The organism is Isoptericola sp. Y581 (genome assembly GCF_059445475.1).
In genome coordinates, this window is sequence record NZ_JCAIUK010000002.1 from 511,529 (window position 1) to 537,533 (window position 26,005).

Consider the following 26,005-nt stretch of genomic DNA (forward strand, 5'->3'; position numbering starts at 1 on the left):
AGCGATGGCAGCGCAGCACAGCCGTACGACGGCAACCGGGCCCAAGGTCGAAGCCGTACGGCAGATCGTCACCCCGGCGGTCGACGCGGCGGGCCTGTTCCTCGAGGACGTCGTCGTGACCCGGGCGGGGAAGCGGTCGGTGGTGCGCATCACGGTCGACCTGCCCGAGGACGCGGTGGGAAGCCTCGACTCCGACGCGCTCGGGGACGTCGCGCGGGCGATCTCGGCGGCGCTCGACGCGGACGACGTCGTGCCCGGCGCCTACACGCTGGAGACCTCGACGCCCGGCACCTCCCGGCCGCTGACCGAGCTGCGCCACTTCCGGCGCGCCCGCGGCCGGCTCGTCACGCTGCAGCGGCACGACGGCGGGCAGACGGCGGGCCGTCTGGCGGATGTCACCGACGGCACCGACGGCACGGGCGAAGACGGCGGGCCGTGGCTCGTGCTGGAGGACGGCACCCGCGTGGCCGTCGCCGACGTACGCAAGGGGAAGATCGACGTCGAGCTCAAGCGGCTCGACGAGACCCCCGACCAGACCGACGCCACGGGCCCCGCCCGGAACGACGACACCTCGGGCTCCGCCCGACATGACGACACGGGCTCCGCCCGTCACCAGGAGAGCTGACGATGGACATCGACATGAGCACGCTTCGGCTGCTGGAGCGGGAGCGGGACATCAGTCTCGACGTCCTCGTCGCCGCGATCGAGCAGGCCCTGCTGTCTGCCTACCACCGCACCCCCGACGCGTACCAGCACGCCCGCGTCGAGGTCGACCGCAAGTCCGGGCACGTCACCGTGTGGGCCCGCGAGGAGATCCGTACCCCGGACCCGGAGGACCCCGAGGCACGGCCGACGATCGAGCTCGGGCCCGAGTTCGAGCACACGCCGGCCGACTTCGGGCGCATCGCCACCGCTACCGCCCGCCAGGTCATCGTCCAGCGTCTGCGCGACGCGGAGGACGACCAGGTGCTCGGGATGTTCCGCGGCAAGGAGGGCGAGGTCCTGGCCGGCGTCATCCAGCAGGGCCGCGACCCGCGCGTGGTGCTCGTGGACGTAGGCGGCACCGAGGCGGTGCTGCCCCCGCACGAGCAGGTGCCCACGGAGGAGTACGTGCACGGGGAGCGGCTGCGCGCTTACGTGGTCGAGGTCTCGCGCGGTGCCAAGGGTGCGCAGGTCGTGCTGAGCCGCACGCACCCGGGCCTCGTCCGCAAGCTGTTCGAGCTCGAGGTGCCGGAGATCGCGGACGGGTCGGTCGAGATCACGGCCATCGCCCGCGAGGCGGGGCACCGCAGCAAGGTCGCCGTCCGGTCCAAGGTGGCCGGGCTGAACGCCAAGGGCGCCTGCATCGGCCCGATGGGAGCGCGCGTGCGCGCTGTCATGGCCGAGCTGCACGCCGAGAAGATCGACATCGTCGACCACAGCGACGACCCGGCCCGGTTCGTGGCGAACGCGCTGTCCCCGGCACGTGTGAGCTCGGTCACGGTGGTCGACGCCGACGCCAAGGCGGCGCGCGCGATCGTCCCGGACTACCAGCTCTCCCTCGCGATCGGCAAGGAGGGGCAGAACGCCCGTCTCGCCGCGAAGCTGACCGGGTGGCGGATCGACATCCGATCGGACGAGGGGGCGCTCGCCGGCGACGGCGACAAGCCCGGCGACGCAGGCGAGACGGCGGCCGAGCACGACGGCGCCGCCGGGGGCCGGTAACGGCACGTGGGGCGCCGCGCTAGACTGTCGGGGACCGGGCCACGCGCCCAGCCTCCGACCTGCCCACGAACCGCGCCGGATCACACCGGACCGGTACGTACGTGCGTCGGGTGCCGGAAGCGTGACCTACGGTCCGCTCTCCTGCGGTTGGTGCTCGAGCCGTCGGGTCACGAGGCACACCTCGTGGTCGACGCGCGCGGGTCCCTCCCTGGGCGTGGCGCCTGGATCCATCCGACGCCCGCCTGCCTGGCGCTCGCCGAGCGTCGTCGGGCCGTGCCGCGCGCTCTGCGCGTCACGGGCCCGCTCGACCTGACGGGCGTCCGGGACCAGCTGGAGCAGCAGGGCCGTTGAGTCCCTCCGGCCCGCGCCGCCGCCCGGCGGACGGGTCATCGCGACCGAGCGCGCTCGGCCGCACACGCGTTGTCGACAAGGAAGCGGGTCAGAAGCCGATGGACACCCGATGAGTTCCGTGCGATGAGTACTCGGTACTAATGACGGTCCTCCCTGTCTCGCAGGAGGGCCGAGACAGGAGAGATGTGGCGAAGATCCGCGTTCACGAGCTCGCAAAGCAGCTCGGAGTGGAGAGCAAGTCCCTGCTCGCCGACCTGAAGTCGGCCGGCGAGTTCGTCCGATCGGCGTCCTCGACGCTCGAGGCACCGGTCGAGCGCATGATGCGCGACAAGCACAAGGACGCGGCGCCCGCGGCCTCGGAGCAGAAGGCGCCGCAGCGCGCCGAGCAGAAGGCGACGCCGGCGAAGCCCGCGCCCAAGCCCGCTCCGCAGAAGCAGGAGGCGCCCGCCCCCACCCCAGCCCCCGTGGCCGAGGCGCCCGCCCCGCAGGCGGCGCCCGAGGCCGAGGCCCCCGCTCCGGCTCCGGCTCCGGCCAAGGAGTCGGGTGCCCGACCCGGCGCACCCACGCCCGGCCCACGCCCCGCGGCGCCGAAGCCCCCGCCCGCGGCCCGCGAGCAGAAGGGCGGCGGCTCGCGCTCCGCGCGCCCGGGCAACAACCCGTTCGCGTCCAGCCAGGGCATGCCGCGTCAGGGGCAGCGCTCCGGCGGCGCCCCGCGCCCGGGCAACAACCCGTTCGCGTCCAGCCAGGGCATGCCGCGTCCCGGGCAGCGTCCCGAACGTGGTGACGCCGCTGCGCCGGAGCGCTCGGGCGAGCGCCCCGGCGGTCCCCGCCCGGGTGGCCCGCGTCCCGCGGCGCCCCGCCCCGGCGGCGGCGCACGTCCCAACCCGGGCATGATGCCCGGCCGTACGTCCATGCCGCGTCCGGGCGAGCGTCCTGCGCCCGCTGCCGGCGGTCGTGGCGGCGGTCGTGGCGGCGGCCCCGGTGGCGGTCCCGGCGGCGGCCCCGGCGGTTTCCGCCCCGGTGGTGGCGGCGGCTTCGCCGGTCGTCCCGGCGGCCGCGGTGGCGCCGGGCGCGGTTCGACGCAGGGTGCGTTCGGTCGCGCCGGCGGTCGCCCCGTTCGCGGGCGGAAGTCGAAGCGCGCGAAGCGCCAGGAGTTCGAGCAGATGCAGGCGCCGTCACTCGGCGGCGTGCAGGTCCCGCGCGGCAACGGCACGACCGTCGTGCGCCTGCGGCACGGCTCGTCGCTGAACGACTTCGCGGACAAGATCGACGCGAACCCCGCCAGCCTGGTCACGGTGCTCTTCCACCTCGGTGAGATGGCCACCGCGACGCAGTCGCTCGACGAGGACACGTTCGGCACGCTCGCGACCGAGCTCGGCTACGTCATCGAGATGGTCTCCGCCGAGGAGGAGGACCGCGAGCTGCTCGGGGCCTTCGACATCGACCTGGACGCCGAGCTCGAGGGCGAGGGCGACGACGAGCTGCAGGCCCGTCCGCCGGTCGTCACCGTCATGGGTCACGTCGACCACGGCAAGACGCGTCTTCTCGACGCGATCCGCCAGACCGACGTCGTCTCCGGCGAGGCCGGCGGCATCACCCAGCACATCGGTGCCTACCAGGTGCGTCACGTGCACGAGGACATCGACCGCGCCATCACCTTCATCGACACCCCGGGTCACGAGGCGTTCACCGCCATGCGTGCGCGTGGTGCGCAGGTGACGGACATCGCGATCCTCGTGGTGGCGGCCGACGACGGCGTCATGCCGCAGACGGTCGAGGCGCTCAACCACGCCCAGGCCGCGAACGTGCCGATCGTCGTCGCGGTGAACAAGGTGGACAAGGAGGGGGCCAACCCCGACAAGATCCGCCAGCAGCTCACCGAGTACAACCTGGTGGCCGAGGAGTACGGCGGCGACACCATGTTCGTCGACGTGTCCGCCAAGCAGAACCAGGGGATCGACCAGCTCCTCGAGGCTGTGCTCCTCACGGCTGACGCCTCCCTGGACCTGCGGGCCAACCCCGACAAGAACGCGCGCGGCGTGGCCATCGAGGCCAACCTCGACAAGGGTCGCGGCGCTGTCGCGACCGTCCTGGTCCAGTCGGGCACGCTGCACGTCGGCGACGCGATCGTCGCGGGCACGGCCCACGGCCGCGTGCGTGCCATGTTCGACGAGCACGGCGAGTCCGTGAAGGAGGCGGGCCCGGCCCGCCCGGTCCTCGTGCTCGGTCTCGCGTCCGTGCCGTCGGCCGGTGACACCTTCCTGGTGGCGCCGGACGAGCGCACGGCCCGGCAGATCGCCGAGAAGCGCGAGGCCGCCGAGCGTGCCGCCCTCCTGGCGAAGCGTCGCAAGCGCATCAGCCTCGAGGACTTCACGCAGGCGCTCCAGCAGGGCAAGGTCGAGACCCTCAACCTGGTCCTCAAGGGCGACGTGTCCGGTGCCGTCGAGGCACTGGAGGACGCGCTGCTCAAGATCGACGTCGGCGAGGAGGTCGAGCTGCGCGTCATCCACCGCGGTGTGGGTGCCATCACGCAGAACGACGTCAACCTGGCCACCGTCGACAACGCGGTGATCATCGGCTTCAACGTCAAGTACGGCGAGCGGGTCGAGGAGCTGGCGGACCGCGAGGGCGTCGAGGTCAAGTTCTACTCGGTCATCTACCAGGCGATCGAGGACGTCGAGGCCGCCCTCAAGGGCATGCTCAAGCCGGAGTACGAGGAGGCCCAGCTGGGCACCGCGGAGATCCGCCAGGTCTTCCGGTCCTCGAAGTTCGGCAACATCGCGGGCTCGATCGTGCGGTCCGGCACGATCCGCCGCAACACCAAGGCCCGCGTGCTGCGCAATGGCAAGGTGGTCGGGAACGACCTGACGATCGAGTCGCTGCGTCGCGAGAAGGACGACGTCACCGAGGTCCGCGAGGGCTTCGAGTGCGGTATCGGTCTCGGGTCGTTCAACGACCTCACCGAGGGCGACATCATCGAGACCTTCGAGATGCGCGAGAAGCCGCGCGCCTGACGGTCACCGTTCGACGGCGCCCCGCCCCGCACTCCGCGGGGCGGGGCGCCGTCGGCGTCGAGAAAGGGAGACACCCCAATGCCTGGTCAGAAGGCCGACAGGCCCGAGAACCCGCGTGCCCGCAAGCTGGCGGACCGCATCAAGGAGATCGTCGCGCAGCTGCTCGACACCCGGATCAAGGACCCGCGCCTGGGCTTCGTGACCGTGACCGACGTGCGCGTCACCGGTGACCTGCAGAACGCGTCCGTCTTCTACACGGTGTACGGCACCGACGAAGAGCGCACGGGCACGGCCGCGGCGCTGGAGAGCGCCAAGGGCGTCATCCGCTCCGAGGTGGGCAAGCAGACCGGCATCCGGCTCACGCCCACGATCGAGTTCCACCTCGACTCGATGCCCGAGTCGGCGGCGAACCTCGACGCGGCGCTCCTCGAGGCGCGCCGTCGCGATGCCGAGCTGGCCGCGCTGCGCGAGGGCAAGGGGTTCGCCGGCGAGGCCGACCCGTACAAGAAGCCCGACGAGGAAGAGAACGAGGACGACTGAGCGTGGCGGAGAGATGAGCGGCACCAGGGAGCCGCCCGTCCGGCGCCCGACGGCGCCGGACGGGTTCCTGGTCGTCGACAAGCCTGCCGGCTGGACCAGCCACGACGTGGTGGGTCGCTGCCGCCGGCTCGCGGGGACCCGCAAGGTGGGCCACGCGGGCACGCTCGACCCCATGGCGACGGGCGTGCTCGTCGTCGGCGTCGGCCGCGCCACGAAGCTGCTCACCTACGTGGTGGGAGCCGACAAGGCGTACGAGGCCACGATCCGGCTCGGCGTGAGCACCACGACCGACGACGCCGAGGGCGAGGTCCTCTCGACCGCCGGCGTCGGCGGGGGAGCGGACGGGGGAATCGACCCTGCGGACCTGGCGCGCGAGGTCGCCGCGCTGACCGGCGACATCATGCAGGTGCCCACCACCGTGAGCGCGATCAAGGTGGGCGGCAAGCGCGCCTATGCGCGCGCCCGGGCGGGCGAGGAGGTCACCCTCGACGCGCGGCCGGTCACGGTGAGCCGGTTCGACGTCGTGGGTACGCGGCCCGGGGTCACCGCCGAGGGTCTCGGCGTGCTCGACGTCGAGGTCCACGTCGTCGTGTCGTCCGGGACCTACGTGCGGGCCCTCGCACGCGACCTCGGGTCCGCGCTCGGGGTGGGCGGTCACCTCACGGCGCTGCGGCGCACGCGCGTCGACGGGTACGACCTCGCGGCCGCCCGCACGCTCGAGGAGCTCGAGGCGCAGGCGGACGCCGACGGAGTGCTCGCCACCCTGCCGCCCGCCGACGCCGCCCGCGCGACGTTCCCGGTGCGCGACCTCACCGACGACGAGGCCCGGGCACTGGGGTACGGGCAGTGGGTCGCCGCCAGTGGTGAGAAGGGCACCGTCGCCGCGATCGGCCCGGACGGTGTGCTCGTCGCGTTGCTGGAGGACACCCGCCGGCGTGGCGAGGCACTGGCGAAGCCCGTGCTCGTGCTCGCCCCCGCCGGCTGACCTGGCGAGCGGGCACCTCAAGGCCGGGCGGACGGCCTGTGCCGCGGGCGGTGCCGTCGGCGGACTATCCTTGACCGCTGGCGCCCGCCACGAGCGCCGACCGCGGACGATCGACGAGACGGAGCACGACGCGTGCAGGTGTTCACGGACCTGGAGCAGGTCCCGGACGGCTTCGGACCATCGGTCGTCACGATCGGCAACTTCGACGGTGTGCACCGCGGGCACCAGGCGGTGCTCGGTCGTCTCGTGCGGCTCGCCCAGGCTGACGGGCACCTGGCCGTCGCGGTGACGTTCGACCCGCACCCCGCCGCCGTGCACCGCCCCGAGACCGCGCCCGAGCTGCTCACCGGCCTGCCCGACCGGCTCGACCTGCTGGAGCGCACCGGCCTGGATGCCGTCCTGGTCGTGCCGTACACGCTCGAGCTGGCCGCCCAGACGCCCGAGGAGTTCGTGACCCGGTACCTCGTGGACGGCCTCGGCGCGCGCTCCGTCGTCGTGGGTCACGACGTGCGGTTCGGCAAGGGCAACGCCGGCACGCTCGCCACCATGGTGGAGCTGGGCGGCGCGCACGGGTTCGAGGTCGTCGCGGTCGACGACGTCGGCGAGCACGTCCCCGGCGACGGCGGCGCGCGCGTGCGGTGGTCGTCGTCCGCGGCCCGCGCGCTGCTGGCCGAGGGCGACGTGGCGCAGGCGACCGAGGTGCTCGGTCGTCCCCACCGCGTGCGCGGCACCGTCGTGCACGGCGACGCCCGCGGGCGCGAGCTCGGCTTCCCCACGGCCAACCTCGGGGACGTTCAGGGCATGGTGCCCGCCGACGGCGTCTACGCCGGCCGGCTGCTGCGTCCTACGCTCGCCGCGGCGAGCCCCGGCGCCCGGGACGCGGACCTGCCCGCCGCGATCTCGGTGGGGACCAACCCGACGTTCGGCGGCGTGGAGCGCCGCGTCGAGGCATACGTGCTCGACCGCGACGATCTCGACCTGTACGGCGAGACGGTCGTGCTGGAGCTGCTCCAACGCCTGCGGCCCACGCTCCGCTTCGACGGCATCGAGCCGCTGGTCGAGCAGATGCACGCCGACGTCGACCGGGCACGCGAGATCCTGCGTCGCCGATGAGCCTCGTGGGGCAGCTGCCGGGAGGATGAAAACCGCCCGGCGTCGTCACAGGCGGCGCGCGGGTCGTTCCCTCGGGGTGACGGGTCGGCGTGACCGGCCCGCCGGGCCGCGGATCGATCGCGGCCCCGTCGCGGCACGGCCCCCGTTCTCCCTGTTACGGCGGGACGCCTGACGTCGCAACGCGCGGTCCCGGGCCGCCGCCTGCCGGCGGCCCGGGACGTGCCCCGCACGCCGGGCCGTGCGTGCCCGGCGCCCGCTTCTCCCGAGAGAGGCAGAGCCATGGAGGCTCAGCAGAGCAACCTCAGCGCGGACCCCGCCGGCCGGACCGTGCGCAGCGTCGGTCACGGCAGCGCCGTCGTGCCCGTGACGTCGGGCGCCGACGGGGTGGATCCCCGGGCGTCGGCCGCACCGCTGCTGCCCGGGACCGCGAGGGCGGTCTACGACGACGTGTACGCCGGGACATTCGACGCGACGACCCGGTTCGACTACCTGTTCGGCGACCTGCGCGACGACCCGTCCGCGCACCTCCCGTCCGGGGAGGCCGACGTGCCGCGGGTCCTCGCGGCCCTGTCCAAGCTCGGCGACGCCATGGTGGAGCCGGCCGGGCCGGACCCGGCGCGCGACTCGACCGTCCCCGCGGTGTACACCTACTGGGGCCAGTTCATCGACCACGACATCACGCTCAACACGAACGGCCGCGACAGCACCGGCGACGGCGACGGCGACCTGATCCTCGGCGACATCGTCGACGAGCCGTTCCGCGTCGTCCCGCCGGACCTGGTCGTGACGTCCCTGCACAACGGGCGGCACCCGGCGCTCGACCTCGACAGCGTGTACGGCAGCGGCCCGATCCTCCCCGGGGAACCGGACCAGGGGACGACGCGCAGCGAGGCCTCGTACGCGGCGACGGACCCGATCAAGCTCGCGCTCGGCCGGGTCGCGACGGCGCCGATCCCCGGCTTCGCGCTGGTCGAGCCGGGCGCCGACGCGCAGCGCGACCTGCCGCGGTTCTCGGCGGAGGAGGTCGACGGGCTGGTGGGTGCGCCGGAGGAGCTCCCGAAGGCCGGGGACCCGAAGGTCCCCGACGGCCGCAACGACGAGAACCTCGTCGTCGGGCAGTTCCAGGTGGGCATGATCCGCTTCCACAACGCGGTGGTGGACTGGGTCCGCGAGAACGAGCCCGGGCTGGTCGACGACCGGGCGGTGTTCGACCGGGCGCAGCAGCTGGTGCGGTACCACTACCAGTGGCTCGTGGTGAACGACTACCTGCGCACGCTGACCAAGCCGGGCGTGCTCGACCAGGTGCTGCTCTCGGACACGCTGCTGTTCACCACACCCCACCCGATCGCGATGCCGCTGGAGTTCGCGACGGCCGCGTTCCGGTTCGGCCACTCGATGGTGCGCGGCGCGTACGACTTCAACGTCAACTTCACCGGGGGAGGCACCGGCGGCATCGCCACGCTCGTGCAGCTCTTCCAGTTCACGGGCGGGGGCGGGCTCGGCGCGCCGGCACCGGCACGGGGTGATGTCCTGCCGTCCAACTGGCCGATCGAGTGGGCGCGGTTCGTGCGCAAGGGCGACCCTGCCGGCGCCCGCGCGGCCCGCAAGATCGACACGTTCCTCGCCGCGAGCCTGGCCGACCTGCGCAACGAGGGCAACGACCCGGGCCTCCCGGCCGAGGTCAGCGCGATGCTCAAGAACCTCTCCCGGCGCAACCTCGTGCGCGGGTACTGGCTGTCCCTGCCCACGGGCGAGAAGGTCGCCGAGTCGCTGGGCGTCGAGCCCCTGACGCGCGACCAGCTGACGGCGAACGCCGCGCCGGAGGTCGGCCAGGCGCTGGACGAGCTCGGTGGCACACCGCTCTGGTACTACGTGCTCAAGGAGGCCGAGGCCGAGGGCAACGGCAACTTCCTCGGCGAGGTCGGCAGCCGCATCCTCGCGGAGACGTTCGTCTACCTCCTGCGCCAGGACGAGAGCTCGTTCCTGCGGGCGCTCCCGGAGGCCTGGACCCCGGCGGGCGGCGTCCGGTTCGACGACGGGCGGATGATCACCACGCTGCCCGACCTCCAGCGGTTCGCCGGGCTGCTCCCGCTACCCGACGGCACCTTCCGCACGACCGACGGGCGCCCGGCCGGGCAGGACGGCGACGCCTGAGCGCACAGGACGTGGCCAGCAGCACGTCGTCCCCGTCCCGCTGCGGGTGGGGGCGACGTCGCGCGCTGATAGCATGGTGGGGCCGTATGAACGGCCGCGGATCCAGAGCGCCCCGGTGAACGAGTCCCGGAGCACCGCGCAACGACACCGAAGGAGAGCCATGCCGCTCGACGCTGCCACCAAGCAGTCCATCATCACCGAGTACGCGACCCACGAGGGCGACACCGGTTCGCCGGAGGTGCAGATTGCGCTGCTGACCCAGCGCATCAACGACCTGAACGAGCACCTCAAGGAGCACAAGCACGACCACCACTCGCGTCGTGGTCTGCTGCTCCTCGTGGGCCAGCGCCGCCGCCTGCAGGGCTACCTGCAGAAGATCGACATCGAGCGCTACCGCGCGCTGATCCAGCGCCTCGGCCTGCGCCGCTGACACCGCATCAGCCCGGTCCCTCGCGGGGCCGGGCTGTGGTGTGATGTCACTGTCGAGAGACACTGACTGACGAGACACTGACTGACGAGACACTGACTAGACGGTGACGGGCGATCGCCCGTCACGCCACCATCGCGCCGCCGGATCCTCGTCCGGTCCTCGGTAGTGGCCCCCCGAGCCGCTCGGCCCATCGGGCCGGGCCGGCTCCGTGGGCCTCGATCGAAGACCGCCGAGCCGCAGCGGCGCCCTCGAGATCAAGGAGGGCACCCGTGGAGGGTCCCGAGATCCAGTTCGCCGAGGCCGTCATCGACAACGGCCGCTTCGGCACCCGCACCGTCCGTTTCGAGACGGGCCGCCTCGCCCGCCAGGCCGCCGGCTCCGTCGCCGCGTACCTGGACGGCGAGACGATGCTGCTGTCGGCCACGACGGCCGGCAAGCACCCCAAGGAGCAGTTCGACTTCTTCCCCCTGACGGTGGACGTCGAGGAGCGCATGTACGCCGCGGGCCGCATCCCCGGCTCGTTCTTCCGCCGTGAGGGCCGCCCCTCGACGGAGGCGATCCTCGCCTGCCGTCTCATCGACCGCCCGCTGCGCCCCCTGTTCGTCAAGGGCCTGCGCAACGAGGTCCAGGTCGTCATCGACGTCCTGGCCATGCATCCCGACGACGCCTACGACGTGCTGGCGATCAACGCCGCGTCGGCGTCCACGCAGATCTCCGGCCTGCCGTTCTCCGGCCCGGTCGCGGGCGTCCGCGTCGCCCTCATCGACGGCCAGTGGGTCGCGTTCCCGAAGTACTCGGACCTCGAGCGCGCCGTGTTCAACATGGTCGTGGCCGGCCGGATCGTCACCGGCGCCGACGGCGGCTCCGACGTGGCCATCGCGATGATCGAGGCCGAGGCCTCGGACAACGCCTGGAAGCTCATCAAGGAAGACGGCGTCGCGGCGCCGACCGAGGAGGTCGTCGCCCAGGGCATCGAGGCGTCCAAGCCGTTCCTCAAGGCCCTGTGCGAGGCCCAGGCCTCGCTCGCCGCCCAGGCGGCCAAGGAGGTCAAGGTGTACCCGGTCTTCCTCGACTACCAGGACGACGCGTTCGCCGCCGTCGAGGCCGAGGTCTCGCCGGCCCTGCGCGACGCGCTCGCCATCGCGGACAAGCAGGACCGCGAGAACCGCCTGGACGAGCTCAAGACGGGCCTGCTCAGCGCGCTCGCCGACAGCTTCGAGGGTCGCGAGAAGGAGCTGTCGGGTGCGTACCGCGCCCTGCAGAAGAAGCTCATCCGCCAGCGCGTGCTCACCGACGGCGTGCGCATCGACGGCCGCGGGCTCGCGGACATCCGCACCCTCTCGGCCGAGGTCGAGGTGATCCCCCGCGTGCACGGCTCCGCCCTGTTCGAGCGCGGCGAGACCCAGATCCTGGGCGTCACCACGCTGAACATGCTGCGCATGGAGCAACAGATCGACTCGCTCGGGCCGGTCACGCGCAAGCGCTACATGCACAACTACAACTTCCCGCCGTTCTCCACGGGCGAGACGGGTCGCGTCGGTTCGCCGAAGCGCCGCGAGATCGGCCACGGGGCGCTGGCGGAGCGGGCGCTCATGCCCGTGCTGCCGAGCCGCGAGGACTTCCCCTACGCGATCCGCCAGGTGTCCGAGGCCCTCAGCTCCAACGGCTCGACGTCCATGGGCTCGGTCTGCGCCTCGACGCTGTCGCTGCTCAACGCCGGTGTCCCGCTGAAGGCCCCGGTCGCGGGCATCGCGATGGGCCTCATCTCCGACACCGTCGACGGTGAGACCCGCTACGCCGCGCTCACGGACATCCTGGGCGCCGAGGACGCGTTCGGCGACATGGACTTCAAGGTCGCCGGTACCAGCGAGTTCGTCACGGCCATCCAGCTCGACACCAAGCTCGACGGCATCCCCGCGTCGGTCCTGGCGGGCGCGCTCACCCAGGCCCGCGACGCGCGCCTGACGATCCTGGACGTCCTCGCCGAGGCGATCGACGTGCCGGACGAGATGAGCCCCAACGCCCCGCGCGTCATCTCCGTGAAGGTGCCGGTCGACAAGATCGGCGAGGTCATCGGGCCCAAGGGCAAGATGATCAACCAGATCCAGGAGGAGACGGGCGCGGACATCTCCATCGAGGACGACGGCACCGTGTACATCGGCGCCACCGACGGCCCCTCGGCCGAGGCCGCCCGCGCGGCGATCAACGCGATCGCCAACCCGCACATCCCCGAGGTGGGCGAGCGCTTCGTCGGCACGGTCGTCAAGACGACGTCGTTCGGCGCGTTCATCTCCCTCTCCCCGGGCAAGGACGGTCTGCTGCACATCAGCCAGATCCGCAAGCTCGTGGGCGGCAAGCGCGTCGAGAACGTCGACGACGTGCTGTCCGTGGGCCAGAAGGTCCAGGTGGAGATCGGCGAGATCGACCCGCGTGGGAAGCTCTCGCTCGTCGCGGTCACCGAGGACGAGACGGCGGACGAGTCCGCCGACGCCCCGGCCGAGACGGCCGCCACGGACCACGTGGAGGCCTGACGCTCCGATGACCTGGCACCTCCCGCTCGTCCCTGCCGGCGAGCCCGGTGCCGACCTGACCGCCGGGCAGGACGGTGCGACCATCCGTCGCACGGTCCTGCCCGGCGGTGTTCGTGTGCTCACCGAGCAGATGCCGGGCCTGCGCTCGGCCACGGTGGGCGCCTGGGTCGGCGTCGGCTCGCGCGACGAGTCCGACGGGCACTTCGGTTCCACACACTTCCTCGAGCACCTGCTGTTCAAGGGCACGCCACGGCGCTCGGCGATGGACATCGCGGAGTCGTTCGACGCCGTCGGCGGCGAGGCCAACGCGGCGACCGGCAAGGAGCACACCTGCTACTACGCGCGCGTGCTCGACGCCGACCTGCCGATGGCGGTGGACGTCATCGCGGACATGGTCACGTCGGCGCGCCTCGACGAGGGCGAGCTCGAGACCGAGCGCGGCGTCATCCTCGAAGAGCTCGCGATGAACGACGACGACCCCGGCGACGTCGTGCACGAGGAGTTCTCCGCCGCGGTGCTCGGCACCCACCCGCTCGGGCGGCCCATCGGCGGCACCCCGGATACCATCCGTGCCGTGCCGCGGGACGCCGTGTGGGAGCACTACCGCTGGCACTACCGGCCCGAGACGCTCGTGGTGTCCGCCGCGGGCGGGGTTGACCACGACGCGTTGGTGGGCCAGGTCGCACGGGTGCTGACCGACGGCGGCTGGGACCTGGCCGCCTCGGCCGCGCCCCGCGAGCGCCGGCCCCCCGGGGCGCAGACCGCCGGCGTCCCGACCGAGGGCGTCGAGCTGACGGTGCGCCGCCAGGTCGAGCAGGCGAACGTCATCGTCGGGTCCACGGGGCTCGCCGCCACCGACGACCGTCGCTTCACCCTCTCGGTGCTCAACGCCGTGCTGGGCGGCGGGATGTCCTCGCGCATGTTCCAGGAGATCCGCGAGCGCCGCGGGCTCGCCTACGCCACCTACTCGTTCGCCTCCGGCCACGGCGGCCTCGGCACGTTCGGCCTGTACGCCGGGTGCTCGCCCGCGAACGTCGACGAGGTGACCGAGCTCATGGTCGCCGAGCTGGAGCGGCTCGCAAGCGACGGCATGACCGACGCGGAGCTGACCCGCAGCATCGGCCAGCTCTGCGGCGGCCTCGTGCTCGGTATGGAGGACTCCGGGTCGCGCATGAGCCGGCTCGGCAAGGCCGAGCTCGTCTACGGGGAGCTGCTGAGCCTGGAGGAGTCGCTCGAGCGCGTCCGCGCGGTCACGGTGGACGACGTGCGCGACCTGGCGACCGACCTGGCCGCGCGCCCCCGGTCCGTCGTGCGCGTGGGTCCCTTCGGCGACTGACGCCGGTTCGAAGAACGAGATCGGAGACACTCACCCCATGACCGAGACGATCAGCCGGCCCCTCACCGTGGCGGTGCTCGGCGCGGCGGGGCGCATGGGCGTCACCGTGTGCCGGGCCGTCGAGGAAGCGCCCGGCCTCGAGCTCGTCGCGCGCCTCGACGCGGGCGACGCTGTCGACGCGACCACGCTGGCCGGCGCCGGCGTCGTGGTGGACTTCACGGTCCCCGCGGCGACCGAGGCCAACGTGCACGCCGTGCTCGACGCGGGCGTGCACGCCGTGGTCGGCACCACGGGCTGGGACGACGGCTCGCGCGGTCGCGTCGCGGAGCACCTGGAGCGCGTGAACTCCGAGCGCCGACAGTCCGAGCAGCCCGGGCTGGGCGTGCTCATCGCGCCGAACTTCGGCCTCTCCGCAGTGCTGGCGATGACGTTCGCCGCGAAGGCGGCGCGCTACTTCGAGTCCGCCGAGGTGATCGAGCTGCACCACCCGGACAAGGTCGACGCCCCGTCGGGCACCGCGCGGCACACGGCCGCGGCGATCGCCCGGGCCCGGTCGGAGGCCGGGCTGGGTGCGATGCCGGACGCCACCGAGTCGGGCGTCGAGGCGCGCGGCGCGGACGTCGACGGCGTGCGGGTGCACGCGGTGCGCCTGCGCGGGCTGGTGGCGCACGAGGAGGTCCTGTTCGGCAACGTCGGCGAGCAGCTGGTGATCCGGCAGGACTCGTTCGACCGCGTGTCGTTCATGCCGGGCGTGCTGCTCGCCGTGCGCGAGGTCGGCGCCCGGCCGGGCCTGACGGTGGGGCTCGAGAACGTGCTGGACCTGTCGTGAGCGGCGCGGCGCGGCGGCGGATGCCCCGCGGGCTGGTGGGGGCGCTCGCCGTCACCGCGCTGCTGGCGCTGTACGTCTGGCAGATCGCCGGCCGCGGGGTGTCGATGATCCGCACCGGTGAGCCGGTGCTCATCGGCATCGGCGCGGCGGTGCTCGTCATCCCGCTGCTCGTCATCGTGCTGATCGCCCGCGAGTACCGGCTCGCCACGCGGGTGCAGCAGATGGCCGACGCGCTCGCCACGGCCGGCGAGCTGCCGGTGGACGACCTGCCGCGCTCGCCCGGGGGCCGCGTCGACCGCGCCGCGGCGGACGCCGCGTTCGCCGCGCGTCGCGAGGTGGCCGAGGCCCGCCCGGAGGACTGGAAGTCCTGGTACCAGCTGGCGTTCGCCTACGACGCGTCAGGCGACCGCCGTCGTGCCCGGGAGTCGCTGCGCAAGGCGTCGTCGCTGTTCCGGCCCGGCGCGCCGGGGACGCGCACCGTCCCGCAGTAGAGGGCGTGCCGCACCTGCCTCGCGCGGCCGGGGAGGTCGCCGAGCGCCACGAGGGCCGGCACGAGGGCCTGCACGCGCTCGGGGCGCTGTCCGGTGACACCCGGGTCGCGCGTCCAGCGGCGCGCGACCCCGGCGAGGCGTTCAGGCGCCGTCGCGGCGAGCGCCGCGGTCAGTCCTGCGAGACGGTGACGACCGCCGCGAAGTAGTCGGTCACGATCGGCGTCACGGGCGGGTCTGCGCGGTCCATACCACCACGGTGGCAGAGGGGTGCTTCGCGCAGGTCACGGCGTCGTGACGGTCGTGGAACGTCCGAACGACGTCGTGCGTCGCCGTGCGTGGTCGGCGGCCCGCTATGCCGTGTCGCGGGGGAACGAGCGTCTGGCCACGAGGATCGCGACCAGCGCGACCGCGACGATCGCCGCGCCGGTCAGGGCGAGGGCCCGGGGGCCCGGGCCGGCGACCACGGCGGCGCCCACCGCCGCGCCGAGCCCGATGCCGAAGTTCGACGTCGCGTTGACGAACGCGCCGGCCACGTCGGGGGTGGCCCCCTGGGTGCGCAGCGCCGCCGCCTGGAACGTGGCGGGGATCGCGCCGAAGGCGGCGAGCCACACTCCGGCCGCCAGGAGCACGCCGACGGCGCCGGGCAGCGCGAGCGCGACCCCGACGAGCGCCACCGCGATCGTCGCCATCGCGACGATCGTGAGCGCGCGCGGGCTGCGGTCCAGGTAGCGGGCCGCGCCCCAGAGCCCGACCAGCCCGAGGGCGCCGAACACGAGGAGCGTCGGCCCGACGGCCGGCTCCGACAGCCCCGCGGCCAGCAGGAGCACCGAGATGTAGGTGTAGACGGTGTACTGGCCGCCGAAGAGCACGGTGTTGGCGCCGACGACGACGCCGAGTCGTTTGCGGCCCCGGCGCGCGGCGTGGCCGTCCCGCGGCGCGGCCGGCTCGACGGCGACGGCGGGCAGCAGCCGGGCCACCAGCAGCGCCGTCAGTGCGCACACGGCTGCGAGCACCGCGAACGACCAGCGCCAGCCCACGGCGGCGCCGAGCGAGGTCGAGAGGGGCACGCCCAGCACGAACCCGATGGTGCCGCCGGCGGTCACCAGGGTGAGCGCCCGGCCGGTGTACAGGGGGCCGACGAGCCGCGCCCCGTACGCGATCGACACGGAGAAGAACACCGCGTGCCCGATCCCGCCGAGCACCCGTGCCCCGGCCACCACCGCGTAGGACGGCCCCAGGGCCACCAGCAAATTGCTCGCGGCGTACGTCGCGAGCGTGACGAGCAGCAGCGGCTTGCGGGCCACGGACCGCGTGGCGAGCGTCAGGGGGACGGCGAAGGCCGCGACCACGAACGCGTACACGGTGACGAGCAGGCCGGCGGTCGACTCGGTGACGCCGACGCCGCGCGCGAGCTGCGGCAGCAGCCCCACGGGGAGCACCTCGGTGGTGATGGCGACGAAGTTGGCGACCGCGAGGACGGCGATCCCCGCGGCGGCGTCGCGGACGGTTCGTTGAGGCACTGCCTCATCCTGCCATCGTGTCTTCGCGATCAGACGTCCAGGCCGTGGCCGAACCGCCGGCCCGGGTACAGCGACGCGTCCCCGTACGGGGTCGGGCGCGCGAGGACCGGGCACAATGGCGGGCGTGAGCGAGACGACGATCGAGGAGGGCGCGGCGCCGCGGCGCGGCTACGCCAAGGGGCGCGCCAAGCGCGAGGAGATCCTGCAGGCGGCCATCGTGCTGTTCGGCGAGGTCGGCTATCACGGCGCCTCGCTGCGGGAGGTCGCGGCGCGCGTCGGGATCTCGCACCCGGGCCTCCTGCACCACTTCCCGACGAAGGCGGACCTGCTGGAAGCCGTGCTCGAGCACCGCGACGCCATCGACTTCGCCGACGTCGACACCGACCTCGTGCAGGGGCGCTCGCTGTTCGAGGCGCTGGTGCGGCTGGTGGAGCGCAACGCGCTGCGGCGACCCGTCGTCGAGGTCTTCGCCGGACTCGCCGCGGAGGCGACGACCGCCGAGCACCCGGCGCACGACTACTTCGCCGAGCGGTACCCCACCACGGTGGCGCGGTTGCGCACCGAGCTGGAGCGCCTCGACGCGGCCGGGCGGCTGCGGCCGGGTGTCGACCCGGCCACGGCCGCCCGCACGGTCGTCGCGCTCATGGACGGCCTGCAGGTGCAGTGGCTCTACTCGCTCGACGGCCCGCGCGCCGCGCGCGTCGACATGGCGGCCGACCTGGGGGCGTACCTCGACCTGATCCTGGTCGGCGCCGCGGGTTGAGCTTGTCGAAGCCCGGGTTTCGACACGCTCAACCAGCGGGTTTCGACAGGCTCGACCAGCGGGTTTCGACAGGCTCGACCAGCGGGTTTCGACAGGCTCGACCAGCGCTCAACCAGCAGGGACGGCTCAACCGGCGTTCGCCGCCTCGACGAGCTGCGCGAGGGACTCCCGGTCAACGCCGGCCAGGCCGAAGTCCGCGATCACTGCGAGCGGCATGTCGGTGGCCATGGCGAGCATGCCGGGGTCGATCGGCGTGGCGTCCAGGTACCCGCGCACCACGGGGCCTGCCACGGGGTGCGCCAGCGCCTCGCCCAGCGTGGACAGCTCGTGCAGGGGAACCGTGACGTCCTCGCCGACGACGTCGACCGACACCTCGGCGCGCAGGTCGCGCGAGGACGCGCCGACGCCGATCACGAACTCGCCGCCCTCGAGCACCCAGCGGCGCAGCACGGGGTGCCAGTACGACAGGTCGCGCGCGTCGAGGTCGAGCGTCACGACCTGCGACGCACCGGGCTCCAGGCGCACCTTGGCGAACGCCTTGAGCTCCCGCTCGGGCCGCTGCACCTGCGCCTGCGGGTCGGCCACGTACACCTGCACCACCTCGGCGCCCGAGACCGGGCCGGAGTTGGTCACCCGCACCCGCACGCGCACCGAGGCGCCGGCGCCGGACCCGCGGACCTCGGCGGTCGCGTCGTCGTAGGTGAACGTCGTGTACGACAGACCGTGGCCGAACGGGAACGCCACCGGCAGCTGCCGGGCGTCGTACCAGCGGTAGCCCACGAGCTGGCCCTCGCCGTAGCGGACGTGCCCCAGCTCGCCCGGGAAGTTGCCGAACGCCGGGGTGTCCTCGAGCCGCAGCGGGATCGTCTCGGTGAGCTTGCCCGACGGCGCGGCCGCCCCGGTGAGCACGTCGACGACGGCGGAGCCGCCTGCCTGCCCGCCCAGCCAGCCGGTGAGCAGCGCCGGGGCGGCGTCCTGCCAGGCGGTGACGGAGATCGCGGAGCCGCCGGCCAGGACGACGACGACGCGGGGGTTCGCCGCGGCGACCGCCTCGAGGAGCGCAACCTGCTCGGCGGGGAGGTCCAGGTGCTCGCGGTCGTAGCCCTCGGACTCGTAGGCCGCGGGCAGGCCGAGGAAGACGAGCGCCGTGCCGGCGCCGCGGGCCGCGTCGGCGGCCTCGGCGACGAGGTCCGCGGGGGAGCGGTCGTCGGCGGGGCCCTCGGCCAGCGTGTAGCCGGGCGCGAACGGCACGTCCGTGCCCGCGGCGTCGCGAAGCGCTGTGAGGGCGTCGTCGAGGCGGGTGGGGTTCACCTGCGACGAGCCGGCACCCTGGTAGCGCGGCGTGCGGGCCAGCTCGCCGATCACGGCGACGTCCGCGGGGCTCGTCAGGGGGAGCAGGGGCACAGCGTCGGTCGGGTCGTCGGTCGAGCTGCCGACGGGGTCGTTCTTGAGCAGCACCGTGCCCGCCGCGGCGGCCTCGCGGGCCAGCGCGTGGTGCGCGTCGACGTCGAACGACCCGGGGGCGCTCGTCGTCGGCAGGGAGCGGGCGACGAGCTCCAGCACGCGCCGGGCGGCGGCGTCGACGAGGGCCTCGTCGAGCTCGCCCGCCTCGACGGCGGCGACGACCTGTGCGTCCGTGCGGCCGCCGCTCGCGGGCATCTCGAGGTCGAGCCCGGCCACGACGCCGGCGACGCGGTCGCGGACGGCACCCCAGTCGGAGACGACCAGGCCCTCGAAGCCCCACTCGTCGCGCAGCACGGTGGTGAGCAGCCAGTCGTGCTGCGAGGCGTACACGCCGTTCACCTTGTTGTACGAGCACATGACGGTCCACGGCTGCGCGCGCGTGACGACCCGCTCGAAGGCCGGCAGGTAGATCTCGCGGAGCGTCCGCTCGTCGACGTCGGCCGAGACCCGCATGCGGTCGGCCTCCTGGTTGTTGGCCGCGAAGTGCTTGAGCGACGTGCCGACGCCCTGGGACTGGATGCCCTCGACCAGCGCGGCCGCGAGGTCGCCGGCCACCACCGGGTCCTCCGAGAAGTACTCGAAGTTGCGCCCGCACAGCGGCGACCGCTTGATGTTCACGCCCGGGCCGAGCAGCACCGCGACGTCGTTGGCGCGCGTCTCGCGGCCCAGCGCCTCGCCCACGCGGCGCAGCAGGTCGGCGTCCCAGCTCGACCCGAGCGCGGCGGCGGTGGGGAAGCAGGTGGCGGGCACGCTGTTGCCGAGGCCGAGGTGGTCCGCGGCCTCGTCCTGCTTGCGCAGGCCGTGCGGCCCGTCGGTGACCATCACGGACGGCACGAGCGTCGTCCCGTCGCGCTCGACCGGCTGGGTGTGCCAGAAGTCGAGGCCGGAGAGCAGCGAGGCCTTCTCGGCGAGGGTGAGCTCGCCGAGCACGCGCTCGCCGTCGAACGGCAGTCCGGTGCTCTCGGTCTGGACGGCGGGGGTCGGGATCCGGTCGAAGGTCACGGGTGCGCTCCAGGGTCGGCGGCAGTGCAACCAGGGCAGCGTAGCAAGAAACCTACCGTCTGGTAGGGAATTGCTCCAGGATCGCGGTGGCCCTCGGTATCAGATCGCGGCCGACCAGCGCTGCTCCACCACGTCCCGCACGCCCGTGGCGAGCGTGCGCTCCGTGCCGTCCGGCCCGAGCCCCGCCACTGAGAAGAACCGCTCGCGCGCGCTGTCGTCGTCGAGAACCCACGTGACGACCTCGGGGGCGCCGTCGGTGCGGAGCCGGTCCACCGCGGCCGCGAGCAGCCGCGACCCGTGTCCGCCGCGCTGGTGGTCGGGCTCGACCTCGAGGGCGAGGAGCTGGCCGGGGCCGACCGCCGCGAAGCCCACGACGTCGGGTCCGGCGAGCGCCACCAGGACGGCGAAGCCGGGCCCCGGGGGAGCGGTGATCGCCCGCGCCCAGCGGTCCCGCATCGCGGCGGTGTCCAGGCTGTCGACGACGCCGTCGCCCAGCGCCACCTCGTGCGTGCTGCGCCATGCGGTCACCTGCACACGCGTGACCGCGTCCTCGTCGCCGGGGACGGCCGGGCGGACCGAGACGTCAGCCGTCTCGCGGAAGAGAGCCATCCGGTCACCCTAGCGGCGCGCCGCGCCGGACTGCGCCTCACCCGGTCGGCAGCTCGACCTTACCGGCGCGGACGGCCGCTACCGTGCCGCCGTCGACCAGGAGGTCGGTCCCGGTGATGAACGACGACTCCGGACCGACGAGGAAGGCGACGGCGGCGGCGATGTCCGCCGGCGTGCCGATCCGCCCGGTACCCGAGCCGGCGATCATGCGCCGCATCCCCGCGCCCGACTCTCCGGCCAGCTCCTGCTGACCCATGGGGGTGGAGATGACGCCCGGGCTGACGCTGTTCACCCGTGCGCCCCGTGCGCCCCAGGTGATGCTGGCGGACTGGACCCGCAGCTGGTTGGCGCGCTTCGCGATCGAGTACGCCGCGCCGGGGCTCGGGATGGCCTGCTCGGCGAGGAACGGCAGCGCCAGGAGGTCGTCGGTGGGGGTCTGCGCGAGCGCCGACTCGATCTCGGCGGGAAGCGTGCCCGCGACCATCGCGCCGGCCATGCTCGCGATGACCACGCCGGCGCCCCCCGGGGCGACGACGCGGGCGAACTCGTCGAGGACGACCGCCACGCCGTACAGGTCGACGTGCAGGATCGCGCTCGTGGGCGCCGCGACGGGAGACACCCCGGCCGTGTGCACCACCGCGGTCACCGGCCCGAGCTCGGCGGCCCGGTCGGCCAGGGCCGCCACCGACTCGCGGGACGAGACGTCCACCTCCTCGGTCGTGACCGCGAAGCCGTCGTCCGACATCTGCGCGGACAGCCGTTCCAGCAGGCCCTCGTCACGGTCCGCCAGGACCACCTGTCGCCCGGCTCCCACCCGGCGGGCGACGGCCTCGCCCATCCCCCCTGCACCGACGATCACGACGACGTCCTGAGCCATGACGATCCCTTCGTTGTTGGGCGACACGCGGCCTCATCTCCGGCAGGCCGGGTGACGAGGTTAGCCCCAGCCGAGTGCGCGGAGCCCCGCGGCGGTCGCGGCGGCCAGCACGACGACCAGGATGAAGGGGGCCCGCAGGGCCAGCGCGACGGCGGCGACGCCGAGCGCCGGCACCCGGGCGTCGACGACGAGCGCCTGCCCGTCGGCGAACGTCTGCACGACGACGAGGGAGACGAGCAGCGCCACGGTGACGAGCGTCGACGTGCGTTGCACGCGCTCGGTGGCCAGCCAGTGCTCGGGGATCAGATGCCCCGCGAGCTTGAGGGCGAAGCTGGCCGAGGAGGCGACGAGCACCGTCACCCACAGCACGGTGGTGGTCATCGGGCCTCGTCCCCCTCAGTTCCGGGCGCGATGTCGGTGCCGGCCTCGGGAGCGGCGGCCCGCGGCGTCGCGATCAGCCCGACGGCGATCGCCGCGGCGGCGGCCGCGAGCACGGGTACGCCGGCCGGGACGAAGGGGATCAGCGCGGCGGACACGAGGACGGCCAGCGCGGCGACGATCTGGGCGCGGCGGGCGGCGAGGCGCGGCCAGACGAGCGCGAGGAAGGCCGCCCCGGCCGCGGCGTCCAGGCCCCAGGCCTTCGGGTCGCCGAGCGCGTCGCCGGCCAGGGCGCCGAGCAGGGTGAACGCGTTCCAGAGCACGAAGACGCCGACGCCCGTGGCCCAGAACCCGGCCCGCGTCGCCGCGGGCTCGCGCTGGCCGACCGCCACGGCGGTGGACTCGTCGATCGTGAGCTGGGCGGCGGCCAGGCGCCGCCACCCGCGGACGTCGAGCAGGGGGGCGACGACCGCGCCGTACAGGGTGTTGCGCACGCCCAGCAGGGTCGAGGTCGCGATCGCCGCCACGGGCGACCCGCCCGCGGCCACCACGCCGATGAGGGCGAACTGCGAGCCGCCGGAGAACAGCAGCAGGCTCAGCGCCATCGTCTGCGGCACGCCGACGCCCGCCACCACGGACAGCGCGCCGAAGGAGATTCCGTACAGTCCGGTGGCCACCGCGACGCTCGCCCCCTGGCGGACGGCGGAACGCACCGCGGGGTCCCGCCCCTCTCCACGTGTCACGTCGGTAGGTAACCACGCCCCGCCGGGGCTCGGGAAGCGGGTCGTCCGGCCCCGGGCGCGGTCAGAGGGCCACGTAGACGGTCTCGAGGTACTCCTCGAGCCCCGCCTCCCCGCCCTCCCGGCCGAGCCCGGACTGCTTGACCCCGCCGAAGGGGGCGCTGGCGTCCGACACCATCCCGCGGTTGATCCCGATCATCCCGGCGTCGATCTCCGCGGCGGCGCGCATCGCCCGATCCAGCGACGTCGTGTAGGCGTAGGCGGCGAGCCCGTACTCGGTGTCGTTTGCAAGGGCGAGCGCCTCGTCGTCGTCGGCGAACGCCACGACGGGCGCCACCGGGCCGAAGATCTCCTCGCGGACCGCGCGCGCGTCCGCGTCGACGCCGGCGAGCACGGTGGGCTCGTAGAAGCTCCCGGGGCCGTCGGGTCGGTCGCCGCCGGTGAGCACCTGGGCGCCCCGGTCGGCGGCGTCCCCCACGATCTCGGCGACCTTCTCGACGGCCTCCGCGTCGATGAGCGGGCCGACGTCGACGCCGTCCTGGTCGCCCGGACCCACCCGCAGCGCGGCGAAGCGGTCGCTGAGGCGGCGCGCGAACTCCCGGGCCACCGAGTCGTGCACGAGGAACCGGTTGGCCGCCACGCACGACTGGCCCGCGTTGCGCAGCTTGGCGACGGTCGCGCCCTCGACCGCCGCGTCGAGGTCCGCGTCGGCGAAGACGACGAACGGGGCGTTGCCGCCGAGCTCCATCGACGTGCGCAGCACGAGGTCGGCGGACTGCCGCAGCAGCGTGCGGCCCACCGCCGTGGAGCCCGTGAACGACAGCTTGCGCAGCCGGTCGTCGGCGAGGAGCGGCGCGACCAGGTCCTTCGAGTGGGCCGTCGGGACCACGTTCACCACCCCGCGGGGCAGGCCGCGGTCGGCGAGCTCGGAGCGGATCACCTCGGCGACGAGCATGGTGGTCAGCGGTGTCTGGTGCGCCGGCTTGATCACCACGGTGCAGCCGGCGGCGAGCGCCGGGCCGATCTTGCGAGTGGCCATGGCGATCGGGAAGTTCCACGGGGTGATCAGGAGCGCCGGCCCGACGGGGCGCCGGTGCACCAGCTGGCGGTTCGCGCCGGCGGGCGCGGTGCGGGCCAGGCCGTCGGCGCGCACCGCCTGCTCGGCGTACCAACGCAGGAAGTCGGCGCCGTAGGTCACCTCGGCCCGCGCCTCGGCGAGCGGCTTGCCGCACTCGGCCGTGATGAGGGAGGCAAAGGCGTCGGTGCGCGCGACGATCCGCTCGTACACGGCGCGCAGCAGCTCGGACCGCTCGCGGGGCGCGACGGCGCGCCAGGCGGCGGCCGCGTCGGCGGCGGAGCCGAGGGCGCGGCGTCCGTCCTCGGGGGAGGCGTCGGCGACGTCGAACAGCACCTCGCCGCTGGCCGGGTCCACGACCTCGAAGGTGTGCCCGCCGGCAGCGGCGGCCCACTGCCCGCCGGCGAGCATGCCGGTGGGCAGGTGGGCCACGAGCGCGGGCGAGAGCGAGCTCATGCACCCGAGTATGCACAGACCGCCGTCCGCTCGACATGCGACAGGGTGCGACAGCGAAGGTCGCCGTACGATCGGGCCGTGGACGACGGACGAATCGCGGACGCACCGGTGCTGCTGCTCCTGAACGGGCTGCCGGGCGTCGGGAAGTCGGCCGTGGCGGCCGCGGCCGCGCGACCGGGCACGCTCGTCCTCGACGTCGATGTCGTGCGCACCCTGATCTCCGGCGACCCCCGCGACGCGGCGGAGCCTGCGCGGCGCCTGGCCCTGGACATGGCCCGGTCCCACCTGCGCGCCGGGTGCGGCGTCGTCGTCCCCCAGCTCGTCGCGCGCGCCGACCAGGTGGCTCGCTTCGAGCGCGCCGCGGCGGAGGCAAGGGCGCGTTTCGTGCACACCGTCCTCGAGGCCCCGCCGGCGACGGTCGCCGGCCGGGTCGCACAGGATGACGCGGCGGGCCGGGCCGCGCACCGCCGTGGCCTGGACGACGAGACCCTGGCCGCCTACGCGGCGGGGCTGCGCGAGGTGACGCGGTCGACAGGAGCGGTCCGGGTCGACGCCGGCGCCGACCTGGCCGCCGTCGCCCGCCGTGTGGAGCCGCTGCTCGGGTGACGACGCGATGCCCGACGCGATGCCCGACGCGATGCCCGAGGCGAGGGGTGGACGCGTCCACCCGCGGCGGGCGTGGCCGGTACGGTTGACCCATGACGCTCGTCCCCAGCATCGCGCGCCCGTTCGGCGCCGTGCTCACCGCGATGGTCACGCCGATGACTCCGTCGGGTGACCTGGACCTCGCTGCGGCGGTACGCCTGGCGAAGCGGCTGGTCGACGACGGCAACGACGGCCTCGTGCTCTCGGGCACGACCGGCGAGTCCCCGGCCACGCACACCCCGGAGAAGGCGGACCTCGTCCGCGCCGTGGTCGGCGCCGTCGGTGACCGCGCGTACGTGCTCGCGGGCGCGGGCTCGAACGACACGGTGCACGCCGTGCGCATGGCCGAGCAGGCCGCCGAGGCGGGCGCCCACGGGCTGCTCGTCGTGTCGCCCTACTACTCCCGTCCCTCCCAGGAGGGTCTCTACCAGCACTTCGCGACCGTCGCGGACGCGACCGAGCTCCCCGTCATGCTCTACGACGTGCCCGGCCGCACCTGCGTGCGCATCGCGCCGGCGACCTACGAGCGCATCGCGCGCCACCCCCAGGTCGTCGCGACGAAGGACGCGACGGGCGACGTCGCCGCCGTGGCCGGCCTGCGCGCCGCCACGGGACTCGCCTGGTACTCGGGCGACGACGGACTCCTGCTGCCGTTCCTCGCCCACGGCGGGGCCGGCATCGTCTCCGTCTCCGCGCACGTCGTCGGCGACCGGTTCGCCGAGGCCGTGCGTCGGTTCGACGCCGGCAACCACGCCGCTGCGCTCGACGTCTTCGCCACGACCCTGCCCGTCATCGCCGCGCTGAACGGCGCCGGCGCACAGGCCGTGATGGTCAAGGCCGCGCTCGAGGCGCTCGGCGTGCTCGACAACCGCGAGCTGCGCCTGCCCAACGTGGCCGCCTCTCAGGACGACGTCGCGCTGGTGCGCGACGCGCTCGCGGCGGCCGGATATCTCGACGGCGCCCGCGTGGGCGCCACCACACGTCCGTAATACCGATCG

General features: G+C 73.9%; 24 protein-coding genes. 17 read left to right on the top strand and 7 right to left on the bottom strand.

Annotation, left to right across the window (positions count from 1 at the left end):
* The first annotated feature begins 4 nt into the window (after positions 1-4).
* The 14 genes from rimP to AC1C2W_RS05530 all read left to right on the top strand — a co-directional run bounded on the left by rimP (position 5) and on the right by AC1C2W_RS05530 (position 15,684).
* Positions 5-625, top strand: coding sequence for a ribosome maturation factor RimP (gene rimP / locus AC1C2W_RS05465; protein ID WP_495412581.1), 621 nt, complete (start codon positions 5-7; stop codon positions 623-625).
* 2 nt (positions 626-627) lie between these two features.
* Entirely contained in the window at positions 628-1,704 is a 1,077-nt protein-coding gene (gene nusA / locus AC1C2W_RS05470) for a transcription termination factor NusA (RefSeq protein WP_495390294.1), read from the top strand.
* Between the two features lie 150 nt (positions 1,705-1,854).
* Entirely contained in the window at positions 1,855-2,055 is a 201-nt protein-coding gene (locus AC1C2W_RS05475) for a YlxR family protein (protein WP_495412582.1), read from the top strand.
* Positions 2,056-2,240: 185 nt separating this feature from the next.
* On the top strand, positions 2,241-5,069 hold the full coding sequence (gene infB / locus AC1C2W_RS05480; protein WP_495412583.1) for a translation initiation factor IF-2: 2,829 nt from the start codon (positions 2,241-2,243) through the stop codon (positions 5,067-5,069).
* 78 nt (positions 5,070-5,147) lie between these two features.
* Positions 5,148-5,609, top strand: a complete 462-nt coding sequence (gene rbfA, locus AC1C2W_RS05485; RefSeq protein WP_495390297.1) for a 30S ribosome-binding factor RbfA — start codon at positions 5,148-5,150, stop codon at positions 5,607-5,609.
* A gap of 13 nt (positions 5,610-5,622) precedes the next feature.
* Entirely contained in the window at positions 5,623-6,594 is a 972-nt protein-coding gene (truB, locus tag AC1C2W_RS05490) for a tRNA pseudouridine(55) synthase TruB (RefSeq protein WP_495390298.1), read from the top strand.
* 132 nt (positions 6,595-6,726) lie between these two features.
* Entirely contained in the window at positions 6,727-7,707 is a 981-nt protein-coding gene (locus tag AC1C2W_RS05495) for a bifunctional riboflavin kinase/FAD synthetase (protein ID WP_495390299.1), read from the top strand.
* A 279-nt stretch (positions 7,708-7,986) separates the two neighbouring features.
* Positions 7,987-9,861, top strand: coding sequence for a peroxidase family protein (locus tag AC1C2W_RS05500; RefSeq protein WP_495390300.1), 1,875 nt, complete (start codon positions 7,987-7,989; stop codon positions 9,859-9,861).
* A 160-nt stretch (positions 9,862-10,021) separates the two neighbouring features.
* Complete coding sequence (rpsO, locus tag AC1C2W_RS05505) at positions 10,022-10,291, top strand: 30S ribosomal protein S15 (RefSeq protein WP_495390301.1); 270 nt, start codon at positions 10,022-10,024, stop codon at positions 10,289-10,291.
* Positions 10,292-10,560: 269 nt separating this feature from the next.
* A complete protein-coding gene (locus tag AC1C2W_RS05510; protein ID WP_495412584.1) occupies positions 10,561-12,822 on the top strand; it encodes a polyribonucleotide nucleotidyltransferase in 2,262 nt (753 codons plus the stop codon).
* 7 nt (positions 12,823-12,829) lie between these two features.
* The gene (locus tag AC1C2W_RS05515; RefSeq protein WP_495390303.1) at positions 12,830-14,158 is read left to right on the top strand and encodes a M16 family metallopeptidase; all 1,329 of its coding nucleotides are present in this window, start codon (positions 12,830-12,832) and stop codon (positions 14,156-14,158) included.
* 37 nt (positions 14,159-14,195) lie between these two features.
* Positions 14,196-14,987 carry a 4-hydroxy-tetrahydrodipicolinate reductase gene (dapB, locus tag AC1C2W_RS05520; RefSeq protein WP_495412585.1) on the top strand — a complete coding sequence of 264 codons (792 nt, stop codon included), beginning with the start codon at positions 14,196-14,198 and terminating at the stop codon, positions 14,985-14,987.
* 20 nt (positions 14,988-15,007) lie between these two features.
* Positions 15,008-15,478, top strand: coding sequence for a hypothetical protein (locus AC1C2W_RS05525; protein WP_495412648.1), 471 nt, complete (start codon positions 15,008-15,010; stop codon positions 15,476-15,478).
* 5 nt (positions 15,479-15,483) lie between these two features.
* Positions 15,484-15,684, top strand: a complete 201-nt coding sequence (locus AC1C2W_RS05530) for a hypothetical protein (RefSeq protein WP_495412586.1) — start codon at positions 15,484-15,486, stop codon at positions 15,682-15,684.
* Between the two features lie 144 nt (positions 15,685-15,828).
* Here the strand turns inward: AC1C2W_RS05530 and AC1C2W_RS05535 are convergent, their stop codons facing one another.
* Positions 15,829-16,998 carry an MFS transporter gene (locus tag AC1C2W_RS05535; protein ID WP_495412587.1) on the bottom strand — a complete coding sequence of 390 codons (1,170 nt, stop codon included), beginning with the start codon at positions 16,996-16,998 and terminating at the stop codon, positions 15,829-15,831.
* Between the two features lie 115 nt (positions 16,999-17,113).
* On the opposite strand from AC1C2W_RS05535, the gene AC1C2W_RS05540 reads away from it, so the two are divergent.
* The gene (locus AC1C2W_RS05540; RefSeq protein WP_495390308.1) at positions 17,114-17,761 is read left to right on the top strand and encodes a TetR/AcrR family transcriptional regulator; all 648 of its coding nucleotides are present in this window, start codon (positions 17,114-17,116) and stop codon (positions 17,759-17,761) included.
* Positions 17,762-17,887: 126 nt separating this feature from the next.
* Here AC1C2W_RS05540 and AC1C2W_RS05545 read toward each other — a convergent pair whose 3' ends face one another.
* From AC1C2W_RS05545 to AC1C2W_RS05570, 6 genes are all read right to left on the bottom strand, one after another.
* A complete protein-coding gene (locus AC1C2W_RS05545) occupies positions 17,888-20,227 on the bottom strand; it encodes a glycoside hydrolase family 3 C-terminal domain-containing protein (RefSeq protein ID WP_495412588.1) in 2,340 nt (779 codons plus the stop codon).
* 99 nt (positions 20,228-20,326) lie between these two features.
* A complete protein-coding gene (locus tag AC1C2W_RS05550; protein WP_495412589.1) occupies positions 20,327-20,836 on the bottom strand; it encodes a GNAT family N-acetyltransferase in 510 nt (169 codons plus the stop codon).
* A 37-nt stretch (positions 20,837-20,873) separates the two neighbouring features.
* Positions 20,874-21,740, bottom strand: coding sequence for an SDR family oxidoreductase (locus AC1C2W_RS05555; RefSeq protein ID WP_495412590.1), 867 nt, complete (start codon positions 21,738-21,740; stop codon positions 20,874-20,876).
* 33 nt (positions 21,741-21,773) lie between these two features.
* Entirely contained in the window at positions 21,774-22,094 is a 321-nt protein-coding gene (locus AC1C2W_RS05560) for an AzlD domain-containing protein (protein WP_495390312.1), read from the bottom strand.
* A complete protein-coding gene (locus AC1C2W_RS05565) occupies positions 22,091-22,834 on the bottom strand; it encodes an AzlC family ABC transporter permease (RefSeq protein ID WP_495390313.1) in 744 nt (247 codons plus the stop codon). Before AC1C2W_RS05565 ends, AC1C2W_RS05560 begins: the two co-directional genes overlap by 4 nt.
* 61 nt (positions 22,835-22,895) lie before the next feature.
* Positions 22,896-24,362 carry an NAD-dependent succinate-semialdehyde dehydrogenase gene (locus AC1C2W_RS05570; RefSeq protein ID WP_495412591.1) on the bottom strand — a complete coding sequence of 489 codons (1,467 nt, stop codon included), beginning with the start codon at positions 24,360-24,362 and terminating at the stop codon, positions 22,896-22,898.
* A 78-nt stretch (positions 24,363-24,440) separates the two neighbouring features.
* Between AC1C2W_RS05570 and AC1C2W_RS05575 the strand changes: the two genes are divergently transcribed.
* On the top strand, positions 24,441-24,968 hold the full coding sequence (locus AC1C2W_RS05575) for an AAA family ATPase (protein WP_495412592.1): 528 nt from the start codon (positions 24,441-24,443) through the stop codon (positions 24,966-24,968).
* A gap of 92 nt (positions 24,969-25,060) precedes the next feature.
* On the top strand, positions 25,061-25,996 hold the full coding sequence (gene dapA / locus AC1C2W_RS05580; RefSeq protein ID WP_495390316.1) for a 4-hydroxy-tetrahydrodipicolinate synthase: 936 nt from the start codon (positions 25,061-25,063) through the stop codon (positions 25,994-25,996).
* The last annotated feature ends 9 nt before the right edge of the window (positions 25,997-26,005 follow it).

Coding starts and splice junctions, on each gene's coding strand:
- nusA (WP_495390294.1), top strand. CDS start 628: ATGGACATCGACATGAGCACGCTTCGGCTGCTGGAGCGGGAGCGGGAC.
- AC1C2W_RS05515 (WP_495390303.1), top strand. CDS start 12,830: ATGACCTGGCACCTCCCGCTCGTCCCTGCCGGCGAGCCCGGTGCCGAC.
- truB (WP_495390298.1), top strand. CDS start 5,623: ATGAGCGGCACCAGGGAGCCGCCCGTCCGGCGCCCGACGGCGCCGGAC.
- AC1C2W_RS05550 (WP_495412589.1), bottom strand. CDS start 20,836: ATGGCTCTCTTCCGCGAGACGGCTGACGTCTCGGTCCGCCCGGCCGTC.
- AC1C2W_RS05560 (WP_495390312.1), bottom strand. CDS start 22,094: ATGACCACCACCGTGCTGTGGGTGACGGTGCTCGTCGCCTCCTCGGCC.
- AC1C2W_RS05540 (WP_495390308.1), top strand. CDS start 17,114: ATGGCGGGCGTGAGCGAGACGACGATCGAGGAGGGCGCGGCGCCGCGG.
- rpsO (WP_495390301.1), top strand. CDS start 10,022: ATGCCGCTCGACGCTGCCACCAAGCAGTCCATCATCACCGAGTACGCG.
- AC1C2W_RS05570 (WP_495412591.1), bottom strand. CDS start 24,362: ATGAGCTCGCTCTCGCCCGCGCTCGTGGCCCACCTGCCCACCGGCATG.
- rbfA (WP_495390297.1), top strand. CDS start 5,148: ATGCCTGGTCAGAAGGCCGACAGGCCCGAGAACCCGCGTGCCCGCAAG.
- rimP (WP_495412581.1), top strand. CDS start 5: ATGGCAGCGCAGCACAGCCGTACGACGGCAACCGGGCCCAAGGTCGAA.
- dapB (WP_495412585.1), top strand. CDS start 14,196: ATGACCGAGACGATCAGCCGGCCCCTCACCGTGGCGGTGCTCGGCGCG.
- AC1C2W_RS05525 (WP_495412648.1), top strand. CDS start 15,008: ATGCCCCGCGGGCTGGTGGGGGCGCTCGCCGTCACCGCGCTGCTGGCG.
- AC1C2W_RS05500 (WP_495390300.1), top strand. CDS start 7,987: ATGGAGGCTCAGCAGAGCAACCTCAGCGCGGACCCCGCCGGCCGGACC.
- dapA (WP_495390316.1), top strand. CDS start 25,061: ATGACGCTCGTCCCCAGCATCGCGCGCCCGTTCGGCGCCGTGCTCACC.